The organism is Sphingomonas sp. BK069 (assembly GCF_014193405.1).
Taxonomy (GTDB): domain Bacteria; phylum Pseudomonadota; class Alphaproteobacteria; order Sphingomonadales; family Sphingomonadaceae; genus Sphingomonas.
In genome coordinates this window covers 121,927-148,385 of sequence record NZ_JACHZH010000005.1, presented here as the reverse complement: position 1 = coordinate 148,385, position 26,459 = coordinate 121,927, and the positions used below count along the sequence as shown (strand labels likewise).

Sequence of the window (26,459 nt, the reverse complement as noted above, 5' to 3'; positions counted from 1 at the left end):
CAGCCTCGCTCAGCGCAGAGTCGTGGCGTGCGCCATGCCCGCCATCCCGGCATGCGGCTCGACGCCCGCCGCGGCGGGGCGATCGGGCACCGGCACCGCGTGCGGCTTGGCGAGCCAGGCGAAGGGCGTCACCTGGCGCAGCTGCTTGCCGTTGCCCAGGTCGCCGCCGTGGCAGTTGAGCAGCTTGTCGATACAATTCTCGGTCCACTGACGCATCGTCGCATCGTCCCAGGCGCCGAACCAGTCGGCGTGGAAGGTGGTGCCGGGCACACGCATCGTGCCATTCGCGCCGGGCATCTCGTCGGACGAGAGATGCCAGGTCGGGCGCGTGCCGTCCCACGTGCCGCTGCGATCGAGCGTGGCGTCGACCGTGTACCACGAACCCATGGTGAAGGTGGGGATCACCATCGGATGCGTGAACGGACAATGTTCTCTGCCCCCGGTCCACTGCGGATAAGCGACATGCTCGCGGTGATCGGGACTGTCGAGCCGCTTGCCGTCCCAGCAGCTCGGCGCGTTGATGATCGCGCCCAGCTGCGCGCCGGGCGGGCACACTTTCGCCACCTCGACCAGGGTCGGGTAATGTCCCTCGGTCGCGCCCGGACCCTGGCAGTTGAAGTGATGCGAGCCGGTCGCCGGCGCGTCGGGGTGTACCATGTCGAAGCCGAACACGAAGCGCAGGCCGCGCGGCAGCGCGACGCAGGCGGCGCGCACACGGTTGCACTCCGGATCGGTGTTGGGCCGGCGCTTGTAGTAGATCGAGACATAGTCGGGGCGGATCACCTGACCGCGGCCGTTGAGCATCGCCGGCATCCAATAGGCCGAGCGGTTGAGCCGGTTCATGCAGGTACTGTCGCCGCTGCGGCGCAGGCTGGCGTAGGTCGAATTCGCGTCCGCGGCGGTGTTGCCGAAGAACTGGTGCAGGTGCGACTGGCCCGGCTTGCCGGGGTAGAGGATCGGGTCGTCGAAGCGCAGCTGCCCCGCCATGCACAGGAAGCGGAAGGCGCCGACCACGTCGGGCGCGGCGCTCTGCGGGATCGCGCCGAGCGGGCCGCTCTCGTGCGAGACCATGATGCCGCTGGCGGCGTCGAAGTTGCTCGCCACCGCGGGCTCCTCGCCCTCGGGACCGCCGGCGGCCTCGCGCGGCTGGGCGAGATCGCCGGTGCCGCCGATCTTGCCCCTGGCGTGCTGAGTCGTCGGCGCCGCCGGGCGATCGGCGTGCGCCGCGCCGGCCAGCGCCAGCGCGAGCAGCAGCGCGCCTATCCAGCCCCGATTCCCGCTCGTCCGCACTCGCATCACGCCTCCGTCACTCGGTCGGCGCTATACATCAGGCACGCGCGCGGCGCACGCGAAAGGGCCGGCCACTCGCGCGGCCGGCCCCTCGAATGTCCCAATCGAAAGCGCGCGTTCAGGCGACCGCGGCGCCGCCGGTGACGCTCTTGCGACGACGCACCGCGGCGCCGACCATCGCGAAACCGCCGATCATCATCATCCAGGTCGCCGGCTCGGGCACCGCGCTGCTGACGGTGACCGCACCCAGCTTGAAGCCGTCGATGGTCTTGTCGGGCGCGCCGGCTACTGCGGCGCCGACCAGCCACAGGTTCGACGCGCTCGCGCCGGTGACCGAGCGGGTCGAGGTGGTGCTGCCACCAGCCAGCGTGGTGCTGCCGTCGAGCAGGTTGGTCAGCGTGGCATACGACTTGTTGTTCAAGCCGAGCGACTGGTTCCAAGCGGTGGTGACGTCGCCCCATGCGACGGTGGCATCCGAGTCCTTGTCATTACCGATCTGGAACGGCGACGTGGTGATCTTCGACAGCAGCACGTCGGTGCTGAACTGGAGCAGCACGAAATCGTAGCCGTACTGGTTGTCGATCGTGTGCGTGTTGCCCCCGCCGCTGCCTTCGGCATCGTTGGTCACGCCCAGACCCTCGGTCCAGACGCCCAGCTTGGCGTCGTAGATGCGGCCGGTCGAGTCCGTGCCGACCGACCAGGCGGTGGCGCGCGCGTTCACGGTCTTGCCGTCGAGCTGGAACGAATAGTCGCGATAGGCGCCGCTTCCGCTGCCCGTCGCCGTCAGATTGAGCAGGAAGTCCGCGGCGCTCGCCGGCGCCGCCGCGGTCGCCAGCGCGAGCCCGGCCACTGCCGCCATCATCTTCAACTTGGTCATGATTTCGTCCCCCCAGAAACTCTGTTCGTCGCGTGATTGCCGTGCGGCGGGGGGAGCATCAAGGAGCGACCGTTACGCCCCTGTCCCGATTTCGGACCCGTGCGACACTCGGCGTGCCGGCCTCGTTCGTCGGCCTCGCGGCCCTCGCCCGGCAGCCTCGGGGCTTCTGCTCGGCATCCCCGTGCCATCACCGGTCGTCTCCGCGCCCTCCCGCCGTCATCCCTGCGGAGGCAGGGATCCAGACGCGCGGACCTGTCGAAGGAGGCGGGACGTCGGCGTGTCTGGATCCCCGCCCGCGCGGGGATGACGAAGGGGTGGGGATGAAGAAGGGGACGCGGCTGACGGGAGCGGGATGACGAAGGACGGCGGCACGTCGGGGGCGACCCGCCGAGTCGAAGGCGGCTCGGCCAGGACGACGAGCCCGGGTGCCGCCCAAGGCGAGATCCTCGCCCGCCCTCACTCGCTCACCGCAGGACGCTCATTTCGGCAGCGCCACCACGTGCGGGTTGCTGGTCCAAGCGAAGGCGTCGAACATCTTCATCTGACGGCCGTTGCCCAGGTCGCCGCCGCTGCAGTTGAGCAGCTTGTTGATGCAATTATCCATCCACATCTTCATCACCTCGTCGTCCCACGCGCCGAACCAGTCGGCGTGGAAGGTCGAGCCCGGGCGCATCGCCGCCATGCCCGGCATCTCGTCCGAGGCGAGATGCCAGCCGCTGGTGCCGCCGTCCCAGCTGCCGCTGCGGTTGAGGTCCGAGTCGACCGTGTACCAGGCCCCCATGGTGAAGGTGGGGATCACGTACGGGTGGTCGGCCGGGCACTTCTCATAGCCCCAGTCGCCGTAGCTGGTGTAGGCGACGTGAGAGCGATGGTCGGCGCTGTCGAGGTTCTTGCCGTCCCAGCAATTGGGCGCGTTGATCACCGCGCCGATCTGGTTGCCGACGCCGCAATGTTTCCCTGCCTCGATCAGGTCGGGGTAGTGGCCGGGCTCGGCGGTCGGGCCCTGGCAATTGTAATAGCCGGCGCCGGTCGGCGGCGTGCCGTTGATCATGTCATAGCCGAACACGAAGCGCAGCCCGCGCGGCAGGTCGACGCACGCCTTGCCCATGCGCTGGCACTCGGGGTCGCTGGCGGGGCGGCGCTTGTAGTAGATCGAGACGTAATCGGGCCGCACCACGCCGTTCTTGCCGTTGAGCATCGCCGGCATCCAATAGGCCGAGCGGTTGAGCGCGTTGGTGCAGGTGCTGTCGCCGCTGGTGCGCAGGCTGCGATAGGTCGAGTTGGCGTCCGCCAGCGAGTTGCCGAAGAACTGGTGGAGGTGCGACCGGCCGGGCTGGCCTGGGAAGACGATCGGGTCGTCCTTGGCCTCGTGGCTGGGGGTGCAGATGAAGCGGAAGGCGCCGACCACGTCGGGCGCGCCGCTCGACGGTACCGCACCCGTGCCCCAGGCGGCGACGAGCTGCTGGCTGACGTCGAAGTTGCTTGGGATCGAGTCATAGTCACCCGCTACCGGCAGGCTGCCGGGCGCCACCACCACGCCGCTGCTGGCGGGGGTGGGCGTCGGCGTGGGCGCGGGCGTCACGGCCGGGGCGGTGGGGGCGATCGGCGCGCTCGCCACCGGATTGGTCGCGGCGGTGGCGCCGCCGCCGCCGCCGCCGCCACAACCGGCGAGCGCCAGCGCGAGCAGGAGGTGGGGCATGAGCCGAGCGGCGCGCGGCAGCATGGTCGCGGGGGCGCGCATCAGCGCGGGGCGCGCGCACGCGCCCAGCAGCGTCATCATCCGAGTTACTCCCAGACGCCGCGGGCGAACTCGAGCCCGGCAGCCGTTCAGGCCACGCTAGGGACGCTGGGTTAAATCGACGTAGGGAAGCGTGCTTAAGCGACGTTAAGGATTGGTTCCACGGCGCTTTCCGCCGCATCGTGGCGATCCGGCGCGGCCACCGCGCGCTTCCGCCGCGGCGCCCAGAAGCCCATGTCCGCGGCGATGCCCGCGATCAGCCCGACTGCGATCGCGTACAGATATTGGGTGACGTAGACGACGAAGATCCACTCGAAGAGTGAGTGCAGGCTGACCATCACCAGCGCCACCGCCAAGCCCAGCAGGACGTCGCCGCGCGGGTCGCGCCGGAACCGCCAGGCACAGCGCAGCGCCACCACCATAGGCCATAGCAGCAGGACCACGAAGGCGGCGATGCCGGTATAGCCCATCTCCGCGGCCGACAGCAGATAGGCGTTGTGGACGTGCGCGCTGCGGCTGCCGTAGACCGCGGCCACGCCGGCGCGATCCGAATAGCCCTGCGTGTTGGCGACCACGACATAATGGTTGCCGCCGATGCCGAGCGGATGGTCATGGACGATCGCCTTGGCGGCGCGTTCGAAGGCGGCGCGTTCGTCATAGCCGCCATCGTCGGCCTGCTTGCTGAAGCGCGCGCCGAGCGTGGCATAGGCCACTGGCGCGGCCACCACCAGCGACAGCACGCCCGCGACCGCGACCGTGGTCTTACGCGCGCTCGGCTGGCGCATGATCGACAGCAGCAGCGTCAGCACGACGCCGGCCGCGGAGAAGCCGATCGTCGCGCGCGACGCGGTCAGCACCACGGCGGTCAGACCCGCGATCGGGCCGAGCCACAGCCAGCGCGACCTCTTCGTGGCCAGCAGCATCGCCAGCGACGGGAAGATCACGAAGTGAGTCAGCATGCCAAGCAGGTTCTGGTGCCCTAGCGTGCCGGCCGCCTGCAGCGCGCCCTCCGCATGCGCCTTCACCGACATCACCGCTTGGAAGCAGATGCCGAGGATCAGCCCGAGCATGAGCGCGCGCGGCGTGCGCGGGTCGCGGCAGCTGACCGCGACCGCGGTGATCACCAGCGCCATCCGCAGCAGCTGCCAGACGTAGAAGAAGGTCGACATCGGCACGTCGTTCTGCAGCATGCTAAGCAGCACCAACGCGGTATAGACCAGGAGCGGCCAGCGCAGATGGGCGCGACGTCGCTTGGCCGGGGCGGACAGGATCAGTGCCACCGCCAGCGCGTCGAGCAGCGTGACTTCCACGCCTTTGACAAAGCCGGGCCAATAGGCCCAGGAGATCGGTGCGACCAGGAGGTGCCATGTGCTGATCACGAACGGCATCGCACCGAACACGACCATCACGCGCGGCAGATGGCGCTGGTTCGCGCGCAGCCAGCCGATGAACGCGGGCAGCAGCGCGAGCACCGCGAGGAGCGCGACCCACTTCATGCGAACACCGCCACCAGCGCCGCCGCGCTGCCGATGCCGACGATCGCGAGCACGATCGACTCGCCCAGCCCGAAGCTGCGCCGCGCCGCCGCGCGCTTGAACGCGCGCGCCGCGCCGGCGCCCTCCCGCAGCAGCGGCAGGCGATCGAAGAAGCGCAACGCGGCGATATCGGTGCGCGACGGGCGCTGCTCGGCCAGGACCGGCTCGGCGAACACCGTTCGCACCTCCGGACGCGCGCGGCGATACCACACATAGGCGCCGTCGATCGGGGGATGGTCGTCGAGCGTCAGCAGGTGGCGCAGATAGGCGGCGAGCGGCGCGACCGTGTCGGCGCTGAACGCCATGCAGTGCGCGCCGATGATGTCGCTCGCGGGCAGGTCGTCGGGCGTCGCGGCGTAATAGCCGCCGTAGAGGATCTGCCAGCCGGGCGGCACGCTCACGTCGCGCGCGGCCGGCGTGAAATCGGCGTCATCCTCCAGGATCAGCACGCTCTCGCCCGCCGCCGCCGCTTCCTCGAGGATGGCGAGATGGCTGTGATACACGCCGCGCGCACCGCGCGAGGTGAAGCTGCCCGCGTCGTCGAAGCGGCATGCGTCGAAGAACGCCACCTTCGGGTCGTGCTCGGCGCCGAGCCGGCGCAGCTCGCCCAGCATCTGCGCGCGCCGGTCAGTGCGATGCGCGAGGTTGATGATGCGGACTCGGTCGACATGGTCGAACAGCATAGAGATCAGCCTATTCGGGCGGCGAAGCGGGAGACGAGCGGGGCGACCGCGGTGGCGATGTCGAACTCGCGTTCGACCTTGGCGCGGCCGGCGGCGGCGAGCCGGTCGCCCAGCGCGGCATCGTCGCGCAGCCGCGCGATCTGGCGGCGCAGGTCGTCCCAGTCGCCGGAGCGAAAGAGCAGGCCCTCGGCGCCGTCCTCGATCAGCTCGGGCACCCCCGCGACCCGGCTGCCGATCACGGGCAGGCCGAGCGCCATCGCCTCCATCAGCACGATCGGCAGGCCCTCCATGAAGCTCGGCAGCACCAGCATGTCGTGGCGCGCGATCTCGGCCAGCGTCGCGGCCTCGTCGAGCCGCCCCGCGAAACGGACGCGCGCGCCGAGCCCGAGCCGCGCCACCGCGGCGTCGATCTGGCCGCGCAGCGGGCCGTCACCCACCAACGTGAGCTCGACGTCGAGCGGTGCGATCGCCTCGAGCAGCCCGAGATGCCCCTTCTCCGCCGACAGCCGCGCCACGCACACCAGCCGACGCCGCGCGCCAGCTGTGCGCGCGACCGGGGCGGCGAGCGCGGGCGCGGCGAGGTCGAGCCCGCAGCGCACCACCGCGAATTTGTGCCAGTGCGCCGGCGCGGTGACCCGCATCGCCTGCGCCCGCCCGAACCAGGAAACACAGGCGGCGAACTCGGCCTGCTCCAGCTTGGCGCCGAGCGTCAGCCCGGCGGGATAGTCGGTCTCCGAGATGCCGTGCAGCGTCAGGCTCCACGGCAGGCCCGCGAAGCGCGCCGCCATCATGCCGACGGTCGCGCCCGCGTTCGCGAAATGATTGTGCACGTGGCTGACCCGGTCCTCGCCGAACATCCGCGCCAACACCACCGCTTCGGCGAAGTGGAACAGCGCCCAGAGCGCGGCGCGCAGCCCCGGCGCGCGGTGGCGCCAGGCGAGCCGAAGCAGCGCGAGATAGGCGCCAGGACGGCGCGTCAGCGCGCCCAGATGCGCGCCGAGCAGCGCGCCCGCGCCCAGCGGCAGCACGAAGCGCGTGGTCTCGGCCGAGGCGCGGTCCTCGGGCGCGACCAGCTCGGCCGCGCCGGGGCGGCGGATGCTATAGGTGCGCACGTCGACCTCGTGGCGGCGCAGGCTCTCCACCTCGCGCCGGATGAAGGTGTGCGACGAGGCCGGATATTGGCTCACCACATAGGCGATGCGGGGGGGGCGTGGGTCGGTCATTTGTAGGTGATCGCCGATCCCGCGGCGCGGCGGCGGCGCGCATAGCGCAGCATGCCCTGCAGCTCGGGGAATTTCGCCAGCATCGTGTAGAAGGCGTTGGGCCAGGCCATCGCGCCATGGCGGTCGCGCCGGGCCACCCGCGCCACCTGGAGCGCGAGCAGCAGCACGGGCAGCAGCAGCAGCGCGGGATCGACCAGCAGCGCCAGCACCGCGCCCGCGAGCGGCAGCGCGCCCGCCCATAGCAGCGCGCGGCGGCGCTCGGCGCGGTAGAGCGGATGCGGCAGCGCACGGGTCGCCTCGCCGGCCTGGGCATAGCCGAAGCCGCCGCGCACCGCGCGCCACCACCATTGGCCGAAGCGCAGCATCGCGGCGTCGTGCAGCGTCATTGCCGCGTCGATCCGCCACACCCGCCAGCCGGCGGCGCGCAGCCGCGCGCACAGCTCGGGCTCCTCGCCCGCGGTGAGATCGTCGCGGAAGCCGCCCGCGGCGCGGACCACCTCGGCGCGCATCAGCGAGTCGCCGCCGCACGCCCCGGCCTCGCCGATCGGCGTGTCCCACTCCAGGTCGCACAGTCGGTTGTAGACCGAGGCCTCGGGATGGCGCTCGCGCCGGCGTCCGCACACCACCGCCACGTCGGGGTGCGCGGCGAGGAAGCGAGTCGCGGCGGCGAGCCAGTCCGGCGCCAGCTCGCAGTCGCCGTCGATGAATTGGACGAGGTCGCAGTCGGCGGGCAGGGCGTTGAAGCCGGCGTTGCGCGCGCGCGCCGCGGTGAAGGGGAGCGCCATGTCGAGATCGACCACCTGCGCGCCGAGTTCGCGCGCGCGCGCGGGGCTGCCGTCGGTCGAGGCCGAGTCGACATAGATCACCGCCGCGGCACCGCTGCCTTCGAGCGAGCGCAGGCAGCGCATCAGCCGCTCGCCCTCGTTGCGGCCGATCGCGACGATGCCGATGCGCGGCGGGGGCGAAAAAGGCGCGCTCATCTCCACGGCAGCAGACTCGTCACGTCGCCGGTCAGCCCGACGCCGTACAGCGCCTCCCGGAAGAGCACGGCCAGACCCAGCATGACCAGCGTCATAGCAAGGTCCTGCCGCGCGAACGACAGCCCCTCGCGACGCTGCGCGACCCAGAGCGGCACGTAACGGACCAGCTCGGCGCTGGCGATCACGAGCACCGCGCCGCCGATACCGTAGAAGTTGACCGCGACCGGCAGGCCGACCAGCAGCCAGGCGAACTTGCCGATATTGGCGCTGGCGCCATAGACCGGCTTGCCGATGCCGAGCAGCACCGATTCGTTGATCGTCGACAGGATCGCGAACCACACGCCGAACGACAGCGCGGGCAGCATCTGCGCCGCCCCCTGGTAGCGCTGGTCGTAAAGCAGGGCGGTGAGCAGGTCCGACACGGCGATGAACCCCGCCACCGCCGCGGCGGCGCCGAGCAGCAGCAGCGGGCGGTGCCGTGCCAGCCGCGCGCGCAGCTCGGCGGTGGTGTCGAACGAGGCCGCCACCATTGGAAAGACGATCATGTTGCCGAAGCGCGCGACCAGCAGGTTGAGGATGTCGGCGAGCGAGCGCGCGATGCCATAGGTGCCCAGCACCGCCAGCGACACCGCCCGCGCCATGTACAGCCGGTCGAAGTTCATCGCCAGGAAGTAGACGATCGAGGACAGCGCGACCCAGCGGCCGAACGACAGGATCTCGCGCACCGCGCCGCGGTCGATCAGGAAGCGGTGGCGCATGCCGGGGATCAGCAGATAGCTCGCCACCATCACCGCCGCGCTGGAGGTGATGCCGCCGAACACCAGCGCCCAGATCGTCGGCGTGGCCAGCGCGAACAGGATGTGCGCCACCGTCGAGATCGCGGTATAGCCGACCTCGAACGCGGTCAGCGCGGCGAGCCGCAGGTGCTTCTGCGCGATGAAGCGCCCGGTCGATTCGAACCCGGCGAAGACGAAGAACAGCGACGCCACCGCGAAGATGCCGGCGAGCTCGGGCTTGCGGTAGAACCACGCCACCGGCCAGGCGAGCGCGGCGCAGACCATGCCGAGCGCAAGGCCGCGGACCAGCTGCAGCGTCCAGGCGGTGTCGTAGAAGTCGGGCTGTTCCGCGCGCGGGTTGCTGATGATGTTCTGGCCGATGCCGATGTCGGACGCCAGCTCGATGCCGGTGCGCACGGTGTTGACGATGATCATGATGCCGAACAGCTCGGGCGCGAGCAGCCGCGCCAGCACGACGTTGTTGACGAGCCGCAGTGCTTGCACCACGCCATAGCCGGCGGTGGACCAGCCCAGCCGTGTCAGGATCGATCGGGAAAGCAACTTCATGCGCGGGCGGACGATCCCAGGAAGGTACCGGCCGGCACGGTCGAATCGACGCGGGCCGGGGCGGCTGCGCGGTCTCTAGCAGCCGAAGCCTTAAAATCGAGGCACACGATCGTTGACGCGTTTTTCACCGGCGTTTGAGGAAAAGTGATGCGGATCCTGTTCGCCCTGCCGGGCTTCCATCGTTTCGAGCGCGGCGCCGAGGTGGCGCTGCTGTCGCTCGCGACCGAGCTGGCGCGCGGCGGCGACGCGGTGACGGTGATCGGCGCGGGCGAGGCGCGCGCGGGCACGCCCTATCGCTTCCGCCACGCCGGCGCGCTGCGGCGTGAGAAGCTCGAGCGGATGCCGCGCGTCCCCGCGCTGCGCAGCGAGACCGGCTGGGAGGAGGCGAGCTTCGTCCCCGGCCTGCTCCGCGCCTATCGCCCGCGCGACCATGACGTGACGGTCACCTGCTCCTTTCCCTTCACCAACTGGGTGCTGCGCCGCCCGGTGCTGTTCGGCCGCCGCCCGCCGCACGTCTTCGTCACGCAGAACGGCGACTGGCCGGCCTTCTCGAACGACGCCGAATATCGCACCTTCGGCTGCGACGGGCTGGTCTGCACCAACCCCGATTATCTCGAGCGCAACCAGGAGAAATGGCGCTGCGCGCTGATCCCCAACGGGATGGACGCCGAGCGCTTCACGCCCGGCTCGCCCGAGCGCGCGCGCTTCGGCCTGCCCGCGCGCGGCACGGTGGTGCTGATGGTGAGCGCGCTGATCCCGACCAAGCGGGTCGCCGACGGCGTGCGCGCGGTGGCGCAGCTGCCCGACGCGCACCTGGTGGTCGCGGGTGACGGGCCCGAGCGCGAGGCGGTCGACCGGCTCGCCGCCGAGCTGCTGCCGGGGCGGTTCAAGCGGCTGACCGTCGGGGCGGCGGACATGCCGCTGCTGTACCGCTCGGCCGACGTGTTCCTCCACCTCTCGCGCGAGGAATCGTTCGGCAACGTCTATATCGAGGCGCTGGCGTGCGGTGCGCCGGTGGTGGCGCATGACTCGCCGCGGCTGCGCTGGATCGTCGGCGACGACGCGGTGCTGCTCGACACGGGCGACCCCGCGGCGGTGGCGGCGGCGCTGGCGCACGCGATCGCGGCGCGCTCCGAGCTGGCCCCGCGCGGCCGCGTCCGCGCTTTGCGCTACGCCTGGCCGCGCGTCGCGGCGCAGTACCGCACCTTCCTGGGCGAGGTGATCGCAGCGGCGAAGTAGGACTTCCGCCCCCACAGCGTAGACTGCCGATCTCATCCTCCCCTGGAACGGGAGGTGGCGCGCGAAGCGCGACGGAGGGGTGACCCGGCTGGTGAGGGTCGCTGGACTCACCACCCGCGACACCCCTCCGTCACGCCTTCGGCGTGCCACCTCCCCTTGCAGGGGAGGATCGTTGTAGCCGTTCCCCGTCTACCCCCCCGCCCCCTCCAGCCGGTCGTCGCGCAGCCGCTCGCGCAGCAGCTTTTTGTCGATCTTGCCGGTGGCGCCGAGCGGGATCGCGTCCACCACCAGCACGTCGTCGGGCATCCACCAGCGCGCGATCTGGCCGTCGAGGAAGGCGAGCAGTTCCTCCTTGAGGCAGGTCGCGCCCGGCGCGGGCTGGACCAGCAGCACAGGCCGCTCGCCCCACACCGGATGCGCCACGCCGATCACCGCCGCGATCGCCACCGAGGGGTGCGCCACCGCCAGATTCTCGATCTCGATCGAGCTGATCCACTCGCCGCCCGACTTCACGATGTCCTTGGCGCGGTCGGTGATGCGCACATAGCCCGCGTCGTCGATCACCGCGACGTCGCCGGTATCGAACCAGCCCTCGGCGTCGACCGCCTCCGCCGGCTCGCCGTAATAGGCGCGCGCGATCGTCGGGCCGCGGATCAGCAGCCGCCCCGCGGTGGCGCCGTCGTGCGGCAGCACCGCGCCCGCGTCGTCGACCAGCCGCAGCTCGAGCCCGCACACCGGCCGCCCCTGCATCGCCTTGCGCCGCACCTGCTCGTCATAGGGCTGCGCCAGCACGTCCGCGGTGGGGGAGGAGAGCGTCGCCAGCGGCGAGGTCTCGGTCATGCCCCAGCCCTGCACCACCTCGACGCCGTAATCGTCCTGGAAGGCGCGGATCAGCGCCTCGGGCGGCGCGGCGCCGCCGATGATCACGCGCTCCAGCGAGGTGAAGCCGCGCCCGGTGCCGCGCAGGTGCTGGAGCAGCCCTTGCCACACCGTCGGCACCGCGGCGGAGAAGGTCACCTGCTCCTGCTCGATCAGCTCGTAGAGCGAGGCGCCGTCCATCCGCTGGCCCGGCAGCACCAGCTTGGCGCCGACCGCGGGGGCCGAATAGACCACGCCCCAGCTGTTGGCATGGTACATCGGCACCACCAGCAGCAGCGTGTCGCGCGCGGAGAGCCCCATCGCGTCGTGCTGGAGCGCCATCATCGTGTGCAGCCAGTTGGAGCGGTGCGAGTAGAGCACGCCCTTGGGCAAGCCGGTGGTGCCCGAGGTGTAGCACAGCCCGCAGGCGGCGCGCTCGTCGAACCCGCCCCAGGGATGGTCGATCGGCTGCGCCGCGACCCATTCGTCGAAGGCGAGCGCGCCGGGCTCGGGCAGTGCGTCCGTGCCGCACAGATAGACGATCCGCTCGAGCGAGGGCACCTCGCGCAGCAGCCGCTGCGCCAACGCGGCGCACTCGGGATCGGCGAAGAGCAGCCGGTCGCCGGCATGGTCGGCGATGTAGCGGATCTGGTCGGGGAACAGCCGCGGGTTGAGCGTGTGGAGCACCGCGCCCATGTTGGTGGCGCCGTACCAGGCGGCGAGATGGCGGAAGCCGTTCCAGCCCAGCGTGGCGACCCGGTCGCCGGGCGCGATGCCGAGCGCGGCGAGCGCGGCCGACACCTGCTTGGCGATGCGATGCAGCCCGGCGTAGTCGGTGCGGCTCACCGCGCCGGCGGCGTCGCGCGAGACGATCTCGCGGCGCGGGTGCCATCTCGCCGCATGGTCGAGGAAGCGGTCGACCGTCAGCGGCATGTCCTGCATCAGCCCGGGCAGCGGCATCGTCTCTCCCACCCGCGCGCCGCGTGGATCGCGGTCGCGTCGGGCGGCGATCATGGCTCAGCCGCGCGCTTCTGTCGCGTGTCGATTGAAGTCGGTCAGGGTCGGGGCGGGCGCGTCGCGCTGGCGCTGTCGAACCCCGCCGCCTGCGGCTCGGCCAGCTCGGCCTCGCCCGCCATGGCGTGCGACTCGTCGTGGTCGCGCAGCGTGTCGAGGTGCATCAGGCGGCGCACCAGCGGGCTCACCAGCAGCACCAGGAGCGCGATGCCCATCGCCCACCAGCCGATCGTCTCGTACACCCCCAGCGTGCCGTCGCGCGTCATCGTGCCGCCCTCGCCGCCGCCGGTCGCCTCGCCGATCTTGCCCGCGACGAAATTGCCCACCGCGGTCATGTAGAACCACGCGCCCATGATCAGGCTGGCGAGGTGACGCGGCGCCAGCCGGTTCATCGCCGAGAGGCCCACCGGCGACAGGCACAATTCGCCCGAGGTCTGGAAGAAATAGATCATGAAGACGAGATACACCGGGGTCAGCGCCGCGCCGTACAGCCGCGCGCCCCAGACGAAGAGCAGGAAGCTCAGCGCCACCTGCACCAGCGCCAGCCCGAACTTGGCCGGCGCCGAGGGTTCCCAGCCGCGCCGCCCGAGGAACACCCACAGCGCGGCGAAGATCGGGCCGAGCAGCACGATGTAGATCGGGTTGACCGACTGGAACAGCGAGGCGGGCACGCCGCCGCGGTCGACGAAGCGGTCGGTGTACAGGTTGAGGCTGCCGCCAGCCTGCTCGTACAGCCCCCAGAACAGCGGGTTGAGCGCGATCAGGAAGAGCACCGCGAACATCCGGTCGCGCGCGTGCGGCTCCAGCTTGAACGAGGCGAACAGCACGTAGCCGAGCAGCGCGACCCCCGAGACCATCAGCAGCGTCTGGATCACGTCCTGATACTGGATCAGCAGCCAGATCACCCCCACCGCGGCGACGCCGATCGCGTAGAGCGTCCACTCGAGCGACCGGGCGAGCGCGCGCGGCGCCTCGCCGCGCCCCTGCAGGAGCGGCTTGCCCAGCACGAACACCAGCAGCCCGAGCAGCATGCCGACGCCCGCCGCGCCGAAGCCATAGGACCAGCCGTAGGTCTCGCCGAGCCAGCCGGCCAGGATCGTGCCGAGCGCCGCGCCGGTGTTGATGCCGATGTAGAAGATCGTATACGCGCCGTCGCGCCGGATGTCGGTGAGCGGGTACAGCTGGCCCACGATCACCGAGATATTGGCCTTGAGGAAGCCCGAGCCGACGATGATGAAGCCCAGTGCGAGCCAGAAGACGTTGATCGCCGCCGAGGCCTGGCCGCCGTCTCCCTCCACCGCCATCAGCAGGTGGCCCAGCGTGAGCAGCACCGCGCCATAGACCACGGCGCGGCGCTGACCGAGGTAGCGGTCCGCCAGATAGCCGCCGAGCACCGGCGTGATGTACACCAGCGAGGTATAGGCGCCGTAGATCAGGTTGGCCTTGCCGTCGTCGAACAGCCAGTGCTTGGTCAGGTAGAAGATCAGCAGCGCGCGCATGCCGTAATAGGAGAAGCGCTCCCACATCTCGGCGAAGAACAGGACGTAGAGGCCTTTGGGGTGGCCGGCGAACTCGTCGCCGGGTTTCACCGCGGCGGCGATCCCGCCGCCCAGCAACAAGGCGAGGAAAGCGAGCGCGATCGTGGGGATGATGGGCAAGGGAGAGCGGCTCCGCTGAGGGGCAGGGCGCGCCCGCGAGCGGCGCCGATTGGTTGCGCGCGAGACTAGCGATCCAGGCGCCGCTGTAAATATCCCCGCGGCGCGCTATCTGTCGCGGCGATGTTCAACGACCTCTCCTCCCCGCTCGCGCTGCTCGCCACGCGCCGCTCGGGCAAGCCGCGCGACCTGGTCGCGCCCGGGCCGACGCGCGACCAGCTCGTCGGCATGATCCAGCTCGCCGGGCGCACCCCCGATCACGGCAAGCTCGCGCCGTGGCGCTTCGTGATCGTCCCGGACGAGCGCCGCGACGCCTTCGCCGCGCGGCTGGTGGAGGCCTATCGCGCCGAGCGTCCAACCGCGGCGCGGCTCGAGCTCGACGCGATGGACCAGTTCGCGCGCCAGGCGCCCGCGCTGGTGGTGGCGCTCTCCTCGCCCCGGCTGGAAAGCCATATTCCGTTGTGGGAGCAGGAGCTGTCGGCAGGGGCAGCGTGCATGAACCTGCTCCACGCCGCGCACGCGCACGGCTTCGTCGCGGGCTGGCTGACCGGCTGGCCGGCCTTCTCCGACGCGGTGCGCGACCTGTTCGGCGCCGCGCCCGAGCGGATCGCCGGCTTCATGTTCATCGGCACCCCCGGCCGCGCGCTCGAGGAACGCCCGCGTCCCGACCCCGCCACGCTGTGGAGCGAGTGGGCGGGCTGACGGCGCTGCCCGTTGGAGCGAGCCGTGATGGCAGTTCAACGTTAGATGCGGCGTCGTGCGCGCTGTGCCCGCACCGACCCGGACTGGCGGGCCGAAGGGTCGCAGCAGCGCTACTATCGTCCGGCCGCAGCCGCGCCTGTGTCGCCGTGAGCACCGGACTTGCCTCAAGACGTCGCGTCATCGCAAACCTTGATCGTTGCTCGTTCAGTAACACGGCGTGATGCTCGCAGTGGACGCCGCGGCGGGGCGCTTCTCGGCGCAGTTGCTCGGCGCTCGCGCTCGATAAGTCGAGCGTGCCCGGTGCGGCGATTAAGTAACAGTTAACACCGCCCGAACGAACGTATCGGTTAAGATCATGAAACCTTGTGGTTTAACCGATCTGAATGGAATGCCGGAGTAAGAAGGTTTTAGTCGGAAGGCGCGCGACCCTCTCGCATTGTCGCAGCGGCTCCGTCCAACGTCTATCTCTTCGGGGGTTTCATGAAGAAGCTTTGGATCGTGGGCGCGGCCGTGGTCGCCGCGTCGAGTGCTTATGCGGCGACGAACACCGCCAGCGTCGCTCAGGCCGCCAATAGCCTGGTCGCGGTGGTCGCTGCGCCGGCTACCCCGGTGGCCAAGCCCGCCGCGACGGTGAAGCTCGCTGCCGACGGCCTCCCGGTCGACGCGATCCGCAAGACCGGGCCGTTCGGCGTCGTGCAGCAGCCGTCATATGCCAGCAACTTCAAGACGGAGGATCTGCTGGTCCCATCCTGGGGGACGGGCGCTATCCCGCAGTCGGGTGCGCCGGACGTGGTCGGCGCCTTCCGCTTCATCTGCATGCCCGGGCAGGTGCTCAAGGACGACCCGATCGTCTTCCCAGGCCAACCCGGCAAGTCGCACGCGCACCAGTTTTTCGGCAACACCGGCGCCAACGCTTATTCCGACTACGGCAAGCTGCGTTTCAGCGGTGACAGCACGTGCAACAATAAACTCAACCGTTCGGCCTATTGGGTCCCGGCGATGCTCAACGGCAAGGGCAAGGTTGTTCGTCCAGACTATGTTTCAATCTACTACAAGCGCATTCCTGAAAGCAGCCCAGCCTGCCAGATTGAGGGCAAGGCATGCGTCGACATGCCGCGCGGTCTACGCTTCGTGTTCGGTTACAACATGGGAACTGGTAAGAGCGATAATAACTTCTACTTCAACTGCGATGGCCCGACTGCGACACCCGGCCATTATCCGGATCTTGTCACCGCGGCGAAATTCTGCCCGGTGGGCAATCGCATCGGTGCGGTGATCCAAGCGCCGAGCTGCTGGAACGGACGTCAACTCAACTCGGGTGATCATCGCAGCCACATGGCTTTCCCGAGCTACGGCTGGGATGGTATCCTCAAGTGCCCGGCGACGCACCCGTACGTCGTGCCGACCTTCACGCTCGGCGCGTGGTACACGGTGGACGAGGATCTCGACACCTCGGGTGAGTGGAGCGAGGGCAAGAGCACCTGGACGCTCGCCTCCGACTCGATGCCCGGCATGGCGACGCAGCGCCCCGGCACGACCTTCCACGCTGACTGGATTGGCGCCTGGGACGACAAGGTGCTCGCGATGTGGACCGCGAACTGCATCAACAAGCTGCTCAACTGCTCCGGTGGCGACCTCGGCAACGGTCTGCAGCTTAAGATGCGCGACGATTTCAGCTGGTACGCCACGCCGCGCCTCGTCGACATGCCCAAGTAAGCGCGCTCCAGCCGGCGCGGGAACTCACGCCCGCGCCGTCGACGACCACCTGACGTGTGATGCTGGAGGGGCTGCGCGCGGCGACAGGGCATGGGCTTTGATTCGAGGTCGCTCGGTTCGACGTTGGCGACATTAGGCCCAGCCCAACAGCGGACGTAGCCTCGGGCTCCACGATGCAGGAGTGGCATACAAAGGCGTCAATCACGAGCTCCTCTGTAAGAGGGGCTTCTAGGCTGCGGACGCGGTTGCAACTGCCGCACTTGCAGTTTTCCAATCTTCCGCGAAGCCGCCTGCATCTAAATTCAGAGCGTGTAGTTGTTACATTGCTGATGTCTGCGTGAGCTATTCGCCTCGACCAGTTCGGCATGCGCATCCTGCAGAAAACCTGCACCAACATCGTCCAATATTCAGCGGAGTTAAAAAGTAGTAGAACTTACGTCCGACGCGCTGGTGCAATGGCATATCGCAAACGGCAGGGTAATACTACATGTATTGAATGGAGATAAGTTAGATTTCCGGATTTCTACGTATAGAAAAGGGTGGCCGTTGCAATCAATTTGCCTAGGCGCAGCTGTCGATGTTCGTGATGCCGGCACGCGACGGTGCCGAGCTTCCTTATCATAAAATCCTCCCCCGATCAGTGTGGATGGCGACCGGCGAACATCTTCGGGTGCAGGAGCATCCTGAGCGCGCCGCTTCATTTTGACCCTGCGTCTGCCTTCGACGTCGTTGAGCGTGGGGGCGTCTCGTTGGAGTTCGGGCCTCGAAAGAAGAGCGGCGGCGACGAACTGTCCTTTCTCGTATCCCGCCGTGCTCGACGCTTTGAAGCGCTCGTGCCTGCTTTACATCCAAGTCTTAGCGCCGCTTGGGGGCATCGTAGACGCGATACGCTTCGACCCTGAGGACGTGCTTGGCGCCGAGCGGCAATTTCAGCTCGTGTTGGCTCGCTTGACCAGGAAGGGCCGGATTGTCTCTGGGTAGCCGCGACGGAACATGAGGCGGCCAGTCGCCTCCTTGCGGACCCATTCTGGTAGCTTTGCCATGGCCGACTTCACCCGCGTGTTTGTATCAGGTTCGTCGAGCGGAATGGCGGATTTCTGAGTTTTCCAAGGCACTGCAGGCCGCTAGGAAGGAAATGGTGCCCAAGGGCGGGATCGAACCACCGACACTACGATTTTCAGTCGTATGCTCTACCAACTGAGCTACTTGGGCGCACCGCTCGCCGAGCGGTGAGGCGCGGTCCCTAGGCGGTGTCGCGCGGCTTGTCCAGCCCCTCGTGCATCTCCTCGTCGATCGGCTGGCCGGGCAGGCGATAACCCTCACCGAGCCAGCGCAGCAGGTCGCGGTCCTTGCAGCCGCGGCCGCAGAAGGGGGCATGGTCGGGGTGCGCCGGGGCGGCACAGATCGGGCAGCGCTGGGTCATCACTCGAAGATAAGCAGTCGCCCGGTGCGGCGCAGCAGCGCGTCCTGCCAGTCGGGGCTGGCCAGTACGCGCGCGCGCACCGGCTCGGGCAGGCGGTGGCGCGGCGAGGCGCTCGGCGGCTCGCGCTCGATCCGGCGCAGCGCGGCGCGCGCCTCGGCCCCGACGGGATCCTCGCGCAGCCGCTCGGGCAGCGAGGCGCGCGGGCGCGGTCGCACCACCTGGAGGAAGCCGAAGCCGTTGACCGCGGTGCGCTCGAACGGCGGCGGCAGCGCGGCGTCGAGCGCGGCGGCGACCGCCTGGCGCGCCGCCTTGCCGGTGACGCTGGGAAAGTCGATCCCGATCGAGCCGCCGATGCCGTGGCGCCGTATCGCCAGCGCCACCGCCGTGGCGGCGCGCAGCGCGAGCGCGTCGGGCGCGTCGTCGCCGTCGACGTCGAACAGCGTCATCGCCGGGGTGGGCGACATCCGCAGCGCGCCGCCGGCGAAGGCGATCTCGCCGGTGCGCGCCTCCTCCAACACCTCCGACCAGCCCGCCGCCTCGAGCACGTCGGCCTCGTGCGCGCGCGGCTCGATCACCGGGAGGCCGGTCGCGGCGATCCGCTCGCGGAGGCTCGCGCCCGCGACCGGCGCCGCGTCGGTGACGCGACCGCGCGCGCGCTTGGCGCGGCCGGGTTCGGGGATCGCCTCGCGCGTCACCTCCACCGTCAGCCGCGCGCCGAGCGTCACGCCCGGCGGCGCGCGGTCGAGCAGCAGCTCGCGCCCGTCCTCCAGCGCCGCGACCTGAAGCTCGCGCAGCCGCGCCGGCGCGACGGTGCCGACGCGCAGGCCGTCGGGCAGTTCGACACGCGCCGCGAGGATGCGTTCGCCCTCGACCAGCGCGGCGCGCGCCTCGCCGATCCCCTCCTCGTACAGCCACTCAGCCAAAGGCGACGCCCGCGGTGGCGAGCAGCGCGCGCGTCTCGAACAGCGGCAGGCCGATCACCCCCGAGTGGCTGCCGGCGAGGAAGCGCACGAAGGCCTCGGCGCGGCCCTGGATGGCATAGCCGCCCGCCTTGCCGAGCCCCTCGCCGCACGCGACATAGGCGTCGATCTCCGCCTCGCTCAGCGGCTTGAACGCGACGACCGTGTCCGCCAGCCGGGTGCGCGCGCGGCCGTCGGGCGCGATCACGCACACCGCCGACAGCGCGTGGTGGCGCCGTCCCGCGAGCAGCCGCAGCAAGGTGCGCTGCACCTCCGGGTCGGTGGCGGGGGGGAGGATACGGCGGCCGAGCGCGATCGTGGTGTCGCCCGCGAGCACCGCCTCGCCCGCCTCGCGCGTCACCGCGCGCGCTTTCTCCTGGGCGAGGCGCAGCGCATAGGCGCGCGGCAGCTCGCGCGGGCGTGGCGTCTCGTCGATGTCGGGCGACTCGGTCCGCGCTGGCGCCACGCCGAGCCGTGCGAGCAGGTCGCGGCGGCGCGGCGAGGAGGAGGCGAGCACCAGCGGCGCGGCGCCGTCGGGCGGCGTCACGCTCTCACCGTCGACGTCATGGGAGAGCTCGTCCGGCGCGTGGCTCAGGACGGGCCGGGGCCGCCGCGGCCGGGCATGAAGCGGTAGGTGATACGGCCCTTGGTGAGGTCGTACGGGGTCAGCTCGACCAGCACCTCGTCGCCGACGAGGACGCGGATGCGGTTCTTGCGCATCTTGCCCGCGGTGTGGCCGAGGATCTCGTGGTCGTTCTCGAGCCGGACGCGGAACATCGCGTTGGGCAGCAGCTCCACCACCTGCCCGCGCATCTCGAGGAGTTCTTCTTTCGCCAAACGGTGTCTCTTTCGCGCTGAGTGCGCGCGCCCTTAGCCGAGACGGCGGAGAAAGGAAAGGCGAGCGCGTGGATCGCGCGGCGACCCGTGAGGCGCGGCGCGCTCCGTATATGGACAGTGCGGGGCGGTTCGGCAAGCCGGCGCGCGCGGCCGTCTATAGTGGAGCATGGGGGCTACCACTTTCACGCTGCGTCACGAGGACCTGCTGGCGGCGACGCGCGCGGGCGCGGCGGGGCGCGGCTGGTGCCGCCGCGTCACCCTGATCGCGCTGCCCTGGGCGGGGCTTGCGGTCGCGCTCGGCACGGGCGATCTCGGCGGGGGCGAGCGGAATGTGGCGGAGGTCGCGCTGGTGCTCGCCGCGCTGGGCTGGAGCGCGGCGATGCTGCTGGTGGCGCCGCTCGTGGCACGAGGTCGGCTGGTCCGACGCGTCCGCCGCCGCTTCGCCTGCCAGCCCCACACCGCGCTGCTCACCACGCTGGCATGGCGTGAGAGCGGGCTGGTGCTGGCCTCGCCGCGCGGCACGCTGCGGCTCGGCTGGGACGAGGTGGCGGCGGTGGAGCAGGGCGCGCTGCTGCTGTTCCACCGGCGCAACGGCGGGGTGCCGCCGTTCGTGCCGCTCGCGCTACAGACGCCGGCGCAGCGCGCCGAGCTGCTCGCGCTGGGTGAGGCCGCGCGGCGGTGAGATCAGGCGGGCAGCGGCGCGTCCGAGAGCAGCCAGGCCTCGGCCTCGGCCGGCGTCGCGAAGAAGGCCGCGCCCCGGATCTCGGCGGCGCGGCGGATCTGCCGGCGCGCGAGCGACAGGCCGACGACGAAGGCGAGTCGCCGCGACGCGGTGGCGGGGTCGCCGACCACGCGCTGGAAGGCGTCCACGCTGTCCTGCGCCTGAATGTCGATCGCGCGGATGTCGACGAGCGTGACGTGCTGGTTGGGCGCGCAGCGCAGCTCACGCTGTGCCGCTGCCAACTCTCGCGCGAACGCGGCGATGTCGGGTGCGGTGAAGAAGCCGGCGATGGTGATGCGTTAGAGGTCGCGGGCGGGGTCGATCGCGAAGGAGTAAGCGGGCGGCATCCCGAGCCGCTAGCACGCGCCGCCCGGCTTGATGGCACTAAGTGACTGATCGACATCTGTTCAGCCGCGCCGGCCGGATGGCTTCACAGCAGCGAGCCCTGGTCGCCGCGATCCTCGCGCACGGCCTGGCGGAAGGCGGCGTTGGGGTCGATATGCGGCAGGTCGGGGCGCTTGCCCGCCATCAGCTCGGCGAGCGTCAGGATCTGCAACCGCGCGTAGCTGCGCCCGGTCGCGCTGCTCGCGAAGCGGCCCACGGCGGCGGCCTCGCGGATCATCGGCTCGGTCGGCGCGGCGCGGGTGACGAACACGCCCGCGATCGCGCGATCGCGCACCATCGCCGAGTGGAGCTCGCGCACCATCGCGACACCGACCTGCTCGCCGCTCTTCACCGACACCAACGCGCGCTCGACCGTGCGCCCGTCGGGGCGGCAGTAGAGCAGCCCGTCGACCCCGCCGTCCGCGCCCTTGCGGCGCCCGCCGTGCGGCATCGCGCCGATCAGGAAGACGACCCACCATTGGAACTGGTAGCGGTCGCGTCGCGCCAGATCCTCGGCCGAGGCGAGGTCGCGCGGCGTGCCCTCGACGGTGAAGCGGGCGTCAGGAAAGGCGGCGTGCAGCCGTTTCTCGATCAGCGCGATGGCGAGATGGGTCACGTCGATCCCGATCCAGCGCCGCGCCAGCTTCTGGGCGGCATGCACCGCGGTGCCGCAGCCGCAGAACGGGTCGAGCACGAGGTCGCCCGGCCGCTACGAGGCGGCGATGATCCGCTCGAGCAGCGCGACCGGCTTCTGCGTCGGATATCCCAGCTTCTCGACCGAGAAGGACTTGATGTTGGGCGAGTAGAGCGCGGGATCGTCCCACACGTCGTCGATCGGCTTGCCGAGCGGGTTGGCGCCCCCGCCGCGGCGCTCGTACCCGGCGGCGTGCGCGACATATTGCTTGTTGAAGGTCCAGTCGGCGGCGGGATCGCGGACGTAGTAGAAGATCGTGTCGTGGTTGCGCACCCAGTTGGCGGTGCGCGTCTTGAAGCCGCTCACCCAGCCGGAGCGCCACACGATCTCGCGGCGGAAGGCGCGGGGCGCGAACACGCCGTCGAGCAGCAGCTTGAGGTAATGGCCCGCGGTCGGGTCGCAGTGGAGATAGAGGCTGCCGCTGGGCTTGAGCACGCGGCGCAGCTCGATCAGCCGGATCGTCATCATCGCGAGGTAGGCGAGCATGTCGTTCTCGCCGAGGAAGCGGCGCAGCGAGTCGAGCAGCTGGAACGCGTCCGCATGGCCGCTGCGCGCGACCTGGTCGAAGGCGTCGGCGGCGGCGTCGTTCCAGTGCCAGCTGTCGTGGAAGGCCTCGACCTGCGCCGCGGTGCCCGCGCCGTCGGGCGCGCGGAAGAGGATGTTGTAGCTGGCGTTCGAGTTGAACGGGGGATCGAGGTAGATCAGGTCGACGCTGGCGTCGGCGATCTCGCGCCGGAGCACGTCGAGATTGTCGCCGTAGTAGAGGTGGTTCGTCGGTCGGTTCGTACCCATGCGCGCGAGAGCAGCGTGGTTGGTACGAGGGCGTCACGGGCTGGTTGGTCCAGAACGGACGGTCGCGGCACGGCGCGAGGGTAGCAAGGTCCGATGTGGATCGATCTGAGGTTAGCGAGGGAAAATCCTCCCCGCACGGCGGGGAGGATCGAGGACTCGCCTGCCTCAGCCGCCACCGCCCGCCAGCGCGGCGAGCAGCAGCAGGGCGACGATGTTGGTGATCTTGATCATCGGGTTCACCGCCGGCCCCGCGGTGTCCTTGTACGGGTCGCCGACCGTGTCGCCGGTCACCGCGGCCTTGTGCGCCTCGGAGCCCTTGCCGCCGTGGTTGCCGTCCTCGATGAACTTCTTGGCATTGTCCCAGGCGCCGCCGCCCGAGGTCATTGACAGGGCCACGAACAGCCCCGAGACGATCACGCCGAGCAGCATCGCGCCCAGCGCCGCGAAACCGCTCGCCTGCCCGTCCACCGCGGTGACGATGTAGTAGAGTGCGATCGGCGACAGCACCGGCAGCAGCGAGGGCACGATCATCTCGCGGATGGCGGCGCGGGTGACGAGGTCGACGGTGCGGCCGTAGTTGGGCCGGCTGGTCCCCTGCATGATGCCGGGATTGTCGCGGAACTGCTGGCGCACCTCCTCGACCACCGCGCCCGCGGCGCGCCCCACCGCGGTCATGCCGAACGCGCCGAACAGATAGGGCAGCAGCGCGCCGAGCAGCAGCCCGACGATCACGTACGGGTTGCTGAGCGAGAAGTTGACCGACAGGTCGGGAAAGTAGGTCTGGAGGTCGGTGGTATAGGCGCCGAACAGCACCAAAGCGGCGAGGCCGGCCGAGCCGATCGCATAGCCCTTGGTCACCGCCTTGGTGGTGTTGCCGACCGCGTCGAGCGCGTCGGTGCGCTCGCGCACCTCGTCCTCCAGCCCCGCCATCTCGGCGATGCCGCCGGCATTGTCGGTCACCGGGCCGTAGGCGTCGAGCGCGACGACCATGCCCGCCTGCGCCAGCATCGCGGTCGCGGCGAAGGCGATGCCGATGATCCCGGCGAGCTTGTAGGCCGCGACCACCGCGACCACGATCACGAGCGTCGGCAGCGCGGTCGCCTCGAGGCTGATCGCGAGGCCCTGGATCACGTTGGTGCCGTGGCCGGTCTCGCTCGCCTTGGCGATCGACTTGACCGGGCGATAGTTGGTGCCGGTGTAATATTCGGTGATCCACACGATCAGCCCGGTCACCGCCAGCCCGATCAGCATCGAGAAGAACAGGTCATAGCCGGTGAAGGCGCTCGCCGCGGGAACGCCCGCGACGCCGCTCGCCGCCTGCGAGGTCGCGCCCGCGTCGGGCACCGCGCCGCTGCCGGCGTCGAGGAAGCCGGCGCCGCCGATCACACGGTGAAGGTCGCCGAGCGTCCACTGCGTCACCGCCCAGATCGCGGGGATCGACAGCAGCGCCGAGGTCCAGAAGCCCTTGTACAGCGCGCCCATGATCGAGCCGCCGCCGAGCCGCACCATATAGGTGCCGACGATCGAGGTGATGATGCACACGCCGCCGACCGCGAGCGGCAGGCTCATCAGCCGCATCAGCTCGGCCGCGTCGGCCTGGATCAGCAGCGCGATCGACACCATCGTGACGCCGAGCGTAACGACATAGGTCTCGAACAGATCGGCCGCCATGCCGGCGCAGTCGCCGACGTTGTCGCCCACGTTGTCCGCGATCACCGCGGGGTTGCGCGGATCGTCCTCGGGGATGCCGGCCTCGACCTTGCCGACCAGATCGGCGCCGACGTCGGCGGCCTTGGTGAAGATGCCCCCGCCCAGCCGCGCAAAGATCGAGATCAGCGAGGCGCCGAACGCCAGCGCGGTGAGCGCCTCGACGATCGCGCGGTCGTTGGGCAGCAGTCCCGCCGGGCCGGTGAGATACCAGAAGAACAGGGCGATCGAGAGCAGCCCCAGCCCGGCGACGAGCATCCCGGTCACCGCGCCCGAGCGGAACGCCATCGTCAGCCCGCGCTGGAGCGTGTGGCGCGCCGCCTCGGCGGTGCGGACGTTGGCGCGCACCGAGATCGTCATGCCGACGAACCCGGCCAGGCCCGAGAGCAGGGCGCCAATGACGAAGCCGACCGTGGACAGCAGCCCGAGCGTGACCGCGAGCACGACCGCGACGATCGCGCCGACCACGGCGATGGTGGTGTACTGGCGCCCGAGATAGGCCTTGGCCCCCTCCTGGATCGCGCTGGCGATATCCTGCATCCGCTCATTGCCCGGCGACGCGGCGAGCACCTGGCGGCTGGTGACGAAGCCATAGAGTACGGCGATGACGCCGCAGACGATGGCAAGGTAGACGATCGTCATGCCTCACATCCCTCCTGTTGCGCGCCCGGTCTGTCGCCGGGAGGTGTCGCGCGGGAGGCGGAGGCTAACATGCGGGAACGTCAGCGCAACCCGTGCTCATACCCGAGCCGGCGAGGGATCGGCAGCGGCTCGCCGGCGCGGGTCAGCCGAAGCCCCACGCCGGGATCGAAGCGCCCGACGCGGGTCGCCGGCACCGGCGGGATGAATCCCGGCGCGGCGGCGAACAGCAGTTCGTAATCGTCGCCGGCGGTCGCCGCGGCGAGCGCGTCGGTGACCCCCGCCGCCAGCGGCACGTCGGCGAGCTCGACCGTCACTGCCACCCCGCTCGCCGCCGCCATCCGCGCCGCGTCGATCAGCAGCCCGTCGGAGACGTCCATCATCGCGGCGACCAGCGGTGCGAGCGCGCGCCCCTCGGCCAGCCGCGGCACCGGGCGGCGGTAGCGCGCCAGCAGCGCCGCGTCGCTGTGGCCCGCGCGCGCGATCGCCAGCCCCGCGCCGGCGTCGCCGATCGTGCCGGTGACCCACAGCGAGTCGCCCGCGCGCGCGCCCGACCGCGCCGGGGCGGCGGCGTCGCGCCCGATCGCGGTGAGCGTCAGCACGCGCGGCGCGCCCGCGGGCAGCGCCACCGTGTCGCCGCCGAGCAGCGCGCCGCCGAGTGCGCGCAGGGCGGCCTCGAGCCCGTCCATGAAGGCGGCGTCCCAGTCGGCGTCGCGCAGCGGGTAGTTGAGCAGCGCGCCCTCGACCAGCGCGCCCTTGGCGGCGAGGTCGGAGTAATTGGTCGCGAGCAGCTTCCAGGCCACGTCGGCGGCGGGATCGTCGGGGAGGAAGTGGACGCCCTCGACCAGCGTGTCGGTGGTGAGCGTGTAGCCGCCCAGCGACGCGGTATCGTCGGTGAGGCCGCGGGCGCCGGGGTGGAGCGGCAGGCGGCGCAGGCGCGCGAGAAGATCGGCCTCGGTCATGCGCGCGGGATAGCCGTGGCGGGGCGGGTTGTCGTGTGTGGCGAACCGCTCGTTAACGCCCGCGCCCGTATGTCGATCGCTCGATAGGAGCTGACGATGTCGGGCGTACCGGCCGAACATGATGACCTGCGCCGGCGAATGGCGCGTTTCCTCCCGCTGATGGACTCGACCGGCCATGCCAGCGGGGTGCTGCTGCGCGAGCGGCTCGAGTTCTCGCGCCTCTTCCAGACGCACAGCCAGGAGGAGCAGCGCGCGGTCGCGGCGCGCGCCGCGGCCGAGCCGGGCTTCGCCCGCACCGCGGCGGCTCATCGCGACCAGCTCGACCGCCTGCGTACCGACTATAGCGCGCATATCGCGCACTGGCCGCCCGCCGCGATCCGCGACGATGCCGCCGGCTATCGCGCCGCGGTGGTGAGCTTGCAGCGCCGCTTCCACGAGCTGCTCGCCTGGGAGGAGCGCCACCTGCTGTGACCCGCGCGCGATCCCGC

At 70.5% G+C, this 26,459-nt stretch carries 23 protein-coding genes, 1 tRNA gene and 1 pseudogene; 5 read left to right on the top strand and 20 right to left on the bottom strand.

The window, feature by feature from the left end; all coding sequences use genetic code 11:
- Positions 1-9 precede the first annotated feature (9 nt).
- The 8 genes from FHY02_RS16060 to FHY02_RS16025 form a co-directional block, all read right to left on the bottom strand.
- Entirely contained in the window at positions 10-1,296 is a 1,287-nt protein-coding gene (locus FHY02_RS16060; protein WP_183923992.1) for a DUF1996 domain-containing protein, read from the bottom strand.
- A gap of 112 nt (positions 1,297-1,408) precedes the next feature.
- Entirely contained in the window at positions 1,409-2,167 is a 759-nt protein-coding gene (locus FHY02_RS16055) for a PEPxxWA-CTERM sorting domain-containing protein (RefSeq protein WP_260158886.1), read from the bottom strand.
- 478 nt (positions 2,168-2,645) lie between these two features.
- Positions 2,646-3,947, bottom strand: a complete 1,302-nt coding sequence (locus tag FHY02_RS16050) for a DUF1996 domain-containing protein (RefSeq protein WP_183923990.1) — start codon at positions 3,945-3,947, stop codon at positions 2,646-2,648.
- A gap of 95 nt (positions 3,948-4,042) precedes the next feature.
- A complete protein-coding gene (locus FHY02_RS16045; RefSeq protein ID WP_183923988.1) occupies positions 4,043-5,401 on the bottom strand; it encodes an O-antigen ligase in 1,359 nt (452 codons plus the stop codon).
- Positions 5,398-6,123, bottom strand: a complete 726-nt coding sequence (locus FHY02_RS16040; protein WP_183923986.1) for a hypothetical protein — start codon at positions 6,121-6,123, stop codon at positions 5,398-5,400. Before FHY02_RS16040 ends, FHY02_RS16045 begins: the two co-directional genes overlap by 4 nt.
- Positions 6,124-6,128: 5 nt before the next feature.
- Positions 6,129-7,346 (bottom strand): glycosyltransferase family 4 protein, encoded by a 1,218-nt coding sequence (locus FHY02_RS16035; RefSeq protein WP_183923984.1) that lies wholly within the window; start codon positions 7,344-7,346, stop codon positions 6,129-6,131.
- The gene (locus FHY02_RS16030) at positions 7,343-8,326 is read right to left on the bottom strand and encodes a glycosyltransferase family 2 protein (protein WP_183923982.1); all 984 of its coding nucleotides are present in this window, start codon (positions 8,324-8,326) and stop codon (positions 7,343-7,345) included. Before FHY02_RS16030 ends, FHY02_RS16035 begins: the two co-directional genes overlap by 4 nt.
- Positions 8,323-9,669: an oligosaccharide flippase family protein gene (locus tag FHY02_RS16025; RefSeq protein WP_183923980.1), complete on the bottom strand. Its 1,347-nt coding sequence runs from the start codon at positions 9,667-9,669 to the stop codon at positions 8,323-8,325. The genes FHY02_RS16030 and FHY02_RS16025 overlap by 4 nt, the downstream gene beginning before the upstream one ends.
- Positions 9,670-9,816: 147 nt before the next feature.
- Here FHY02_RS16025 and FHY02_RS16020 point away from each other — a divergent pair, with 147 nt between their 5' ends.
- On the top strand, positions 9,817-10,908 hold the full coding sequence (locus tag FHY02_RS16020; protein ID WP_183923978.1) for a glycosyltransferase family 4 protein: 1,092 nt from the start codon (positions 9,817-9,819) through the stop codon (positions 10,906-10,908).
- Positions 10,909-11,097: 189 nt separating this feature from the next.
- On the opposite strand, the gene FHY02_RS16015 is transcribed toward FHY02_RS16020, so the two are convergent.
- Both FHY02_RS16015 and FHY02_RS16010 read right to left on the bottom strand, forming a co-directional pair.
- The gene (locus tag FHY02_RS16015) at positions 11,098-12,780 is read right to left on the bottom strand and encodes a long-chain-fatty-acid--CoA ligase (RefSeq protein WP_260172942.1); all 1,683 of its coding nucleotides are present in this window, start codon (positions 12,778-12,780) and stop codon (positions 11,098-11,100) included.
- Positions 12,781-12,821: 41 nt separating this feature from the next.
- Positions 12,822-14,438, bottom strand: coding sequence for a peptide MFS transporter (locus tag FHY02_RS16010; RefSeq protein WP_183923975.1), 1,617 nt, complete (start codon positions 14,436-14,438; stop codon positions 12,822-12,824).
- Positions 14,439-14,558: 120 nt separating this feature from the next.
- Between FHY02_RS16010 and FHY02_RS16005 the strand changes: the two genes are divergently transcribed.
- Complete coding sequence (locus FHY02_RS16005) at positions 14,559-15,137, top strand: nitroreductase (RefSeq protein ID WP_183923973.1); 579 nt, start codon at positions 14,559-14,561, stop codon at positions 15,135-15,137.
- 480 nt (positions 15,138-15,617) lie between these two features.
- The gene (locus tag FHY02_RS16000) at positions 15,618-16,853 is read left to right on the top strand and encodes a DUF1996 domain-containing protein (protein ID WP_183923971.1); all 1,236 of its coding nucleotides are present in this window, start codon (positions 15,618-15,620) and stop codon (positions 16,851-16,853) included.
- Positions 16,854-17,989: 1,136 nt separating this feature from the next.
- Here FHY02_RS16000 and FHY02_RS15995 read toward each other — a convergent pair.
- The 5 genes from FHY02_RS15995 to infA all read right to left on the bottom strand — a co-directional run bounded on the left by FHY02_RS15995 (position 17,990) and on the right by infA (position 20,072).
- Positions 17,990-18,065: transfer RNA gene (locus FHY02_RS15995), tRNA-Phe, on the bottom strand.
- A gap of 31 nt (positions 18,066-18,096) precedes the next feature.
- Complete coding sequence (locus tag FHY02_RS15990; RefSeq protein ID WP_183923969.1) at positions 18,097-18,276, bottom strand: DNA gyrase inhibitor YacG; 180 nt, start codon at positions 18,274-18,276, stop codon at positions 18,097-18,099.
- Positions 18,276-19,199, bottom strand: coding sequence for a ribonuclease (locus FHY02_RS15985; protein WP_183923967.1), 924 nt, complete (start codon positions 19,197-19,199; stop codon positions 18,276-18,278). Before FHY02_RS15985 ends, FHY02_RS15990 begins: the two co-directional genes overlap by 1 nt.
- On the bottom strand, positions 19,192-19,782 hold the full coding sequence (locus FHY02_RS15980) for a nucleoside triphosphate pyrophosphatase (protein WP_183923965.1): 591 nt from the start codon (positions 19,780-19,782) through the stop codon (positions 19,192-19,194). Before FHY02_RS15980 ends, FHY02_RS15985 begins: the two co-directional genes overlap by 8 nt.
- Before the next feature lie 44 nt (positions 19,783-19,826).
- A complete protein-coding gene (gene infA, locus FHY02_RS15975; RefSeq protein WP_022685627.1) occupies positions 19,827-20,072 on the bottom strand; it encodes a translation initiation factor IF-1 in 246 nt (81 codons plus the stop codon).
- Between the two features lie 166 nt (positions 20,073-20,238).
- Between infA and FHY02_RS15970 the strand changes: the two genes are divergently transcribed.
- Positions 20,239-20,754, top strand: a complete 516-nt coding sequence (locus FHY02_RS15970) for a hypothetical protein (protein ID WP_183923963.1) — start codon at positions 20,239-20,241, stop codon at positions 20,752-20,754.
- Positions 20,755-20,756: 2 nt separating this feature from the next.
- Here the strand turns inward: FHY02_RS15970 and FHY02_RS15965 are convergent, their stop codons facing one another.
- The 5 genes and pseudogenes from FHY02_RS15965 to thiL form a co-directional block, all read right to left on the bottom strand.
- Complete coding sequence (locus FHY02_RS15965; RefSeq protein ID WP_183923961.1) at positions 20,757-21,035, bottom strand: hypothetical protein; 279 nt, start codon at positions 21,033-21,035, stop codon at positions 20,757-20,759.
- A 188-nt stretch (positions 21,036-21,223) separates the two neighbouring features.
- Positions 21,224-21,628: a restriction endonuclease gene (locus FHY02_RS23055; protein ID WP_260172961.1), complete on the bottom strand. Its 405-nt coding sequence runs from the start codon at positions 21,626-21,628 to the stop codon at positions 21,224-21,226.
- 150 nt (positions 21,629-21,778) lie between these two features.
- A pseudogene (locus FHY02_RS23050) lies at positions 21,779-22,663 on the bottom strand (DNA-methyltransferase); the annotation flags it as partial.
- A gap of 165 nt (positions 22,664-22,828) precedes the next feature.
- Complete coding sequence (locus FHY02_RS15955) at positions 22,829-25,012, bottom strand: sodium-translocating pyrophosphatase (protein WP_183923959.1); 2,184 nt, start codon at positions 25,010-25,012, stop codon at positions 22,829-22,831.
- 80 nt (positions 25,013-25,092) lie between these two features.
- On the bottom strand, positions 25,093-25,971 hold the full coding sequence (thiL, locus tag FHY02_RS15950; protein ID WP_183923957.1) for a thiamine-phosphate kinase: 879 nt from the start codon (positions 25,969-25,971) through the stop codon (positions 25,093-25,095).
- 96 nt (positions 25,972-26,067) lie between these two features.
- Here thiL and FHY02_RS15945 point away from each other — a divergent pair, with 96 nt between their 5' ends.
- Positions 26,068-26,442, top strand: coding sequence for a hypothetical protein (locus tag FHY02_RS15945; protein ID WP_183923954.1), 375 nt, complete (start codon positions 26,068-26,070; stop codon positions 26,440-26,442).
- The last annotated feature ends 17 nt before the right edge of the window (positions 26,443-26,459 follow it).

Coding starts and splice junctions, on each gene's coding strand:
- FHY02_RS16045 (WP_183923988.1), bottom strand. CDS start 5,401: ATGAAGTGGGTCGCGCTCCTCGCGGTGCTCGCGCTGCTGCCCGCGTTC.
- FHY02_RS23055 (WP_260172961.1), bottom strand. CDS start 21,628: ATGCCGCACGGCGGGCGCCGCAAGGGCGCGGACGGCGGGGTCGACGGG.
- FHY02_RS16040 (WP_183923986.1), bottom strand. CDS start 6,123: ATGCTGTTCGACCATGTCGACCGAGTCCGCATCATCAACCTCGCGCAT.
- FHY02_RS16060 (WP_183923992.1), bottom strand. CDS start 1,296: ATGCGAGTGCGGACGAGCGGGAATCGGGGCTGGATAGGCGCGCTGCTG.
- FHY02_RS15955 (WP_183923959.1), bottom strand. CDS start 25,012: ATGACGATCGTCTACCTTGCCATCGTCTGCGGCGTCATCGCCGTACTC.
- FHY02_RS16035 (WP_183923984.1), bottom strand. CDS start 7,346: ATGACCGACCCACGCCCCCCCCGCATCGCCTATGTGGTGAGCCAATAT.
- FHY02_RS16030 (WP_183923982.1), bottom strand. CDS start 8,326: ATGAGCGCGCCTTTTTCGCCCCCGCCGCGCATCGGCATCGTCGCGATC.
- FHY02_RS15970 (WP_183923963.1), top strand. CDS start 20,239: ATGGGGGCTACCACTTTCACGCTGCGTCACGAGGACCTGCTGGCGGCG.
- FHY02_RS16050 (WP_183923990.1), bottom strand. CDS start 3,947: ATGATGACGCTGCTGGGCGCGTGCGCGCGCCCCGCGCTGATGCGCGCC.
- FHY02_RS15990 (WP_183923969.1), bottom strand. CDS start 18,276: ATGACCCAGCGCTGCCCGATCTGTGCCGCCCCGGCGCACCCCGACCAT.
- thiL (WP_183923957.1), bottom strand. CDS start 25,971: ATGACCGAGGCCGATCTTCTCGCGCGCCTGCGCCGCCTGCCGCTCCAC.
- FHY02_RS15945 (WP_183923954.1), top strand. CDS start 26,068: ATGTCGGGCGTACCGGCCGAACATGATGACCTGCGCCGGCGAATGGCG.
- FHY02_RS16015 (WP_260172942.1), bottom strand. CDS start 12,780: ATGATCGCCGCCCGACGCGACCGCGATCCACGCGGCGCGCGGGTGGGA.
- FHY02_RS16055 (WP_260158886.1), bottom strand. CDS start 2,167: ATGACCAAGTTGAAGATGATGGCGGCAGTGGCCGGGCTCGCGCTGGCG.
- FHY02_RS16000 (WP_183923971.1), top strand. CDS start 15,618: ATGAAGAAGCTTTGGATCGTGGGCGCGGCCGTGGTCGCCGCGTCGAGT.
- FHY02_RS16020 (WP_183923978.1), top strand. CDS start 9,817: ATGCGGATCCTGTTCGCCCTGCCGGGCTTCCATCGTTTCGAGCGCGGC.
- FHY02_RS16025 (WP_183923980.1), bottom strand. CDS start 9,669: ATGAAGTTGCTTTCCCGATCGATCCTGACACGGCTGGGCTGGTCCACC.
- FHY02_RS16005 (WP_183923973.1), top strand. CDS start 14,559: ATGTTCAACGACCTCTCCTCCCCGCTCGCGCTGCTCGCCACGCGCCGC.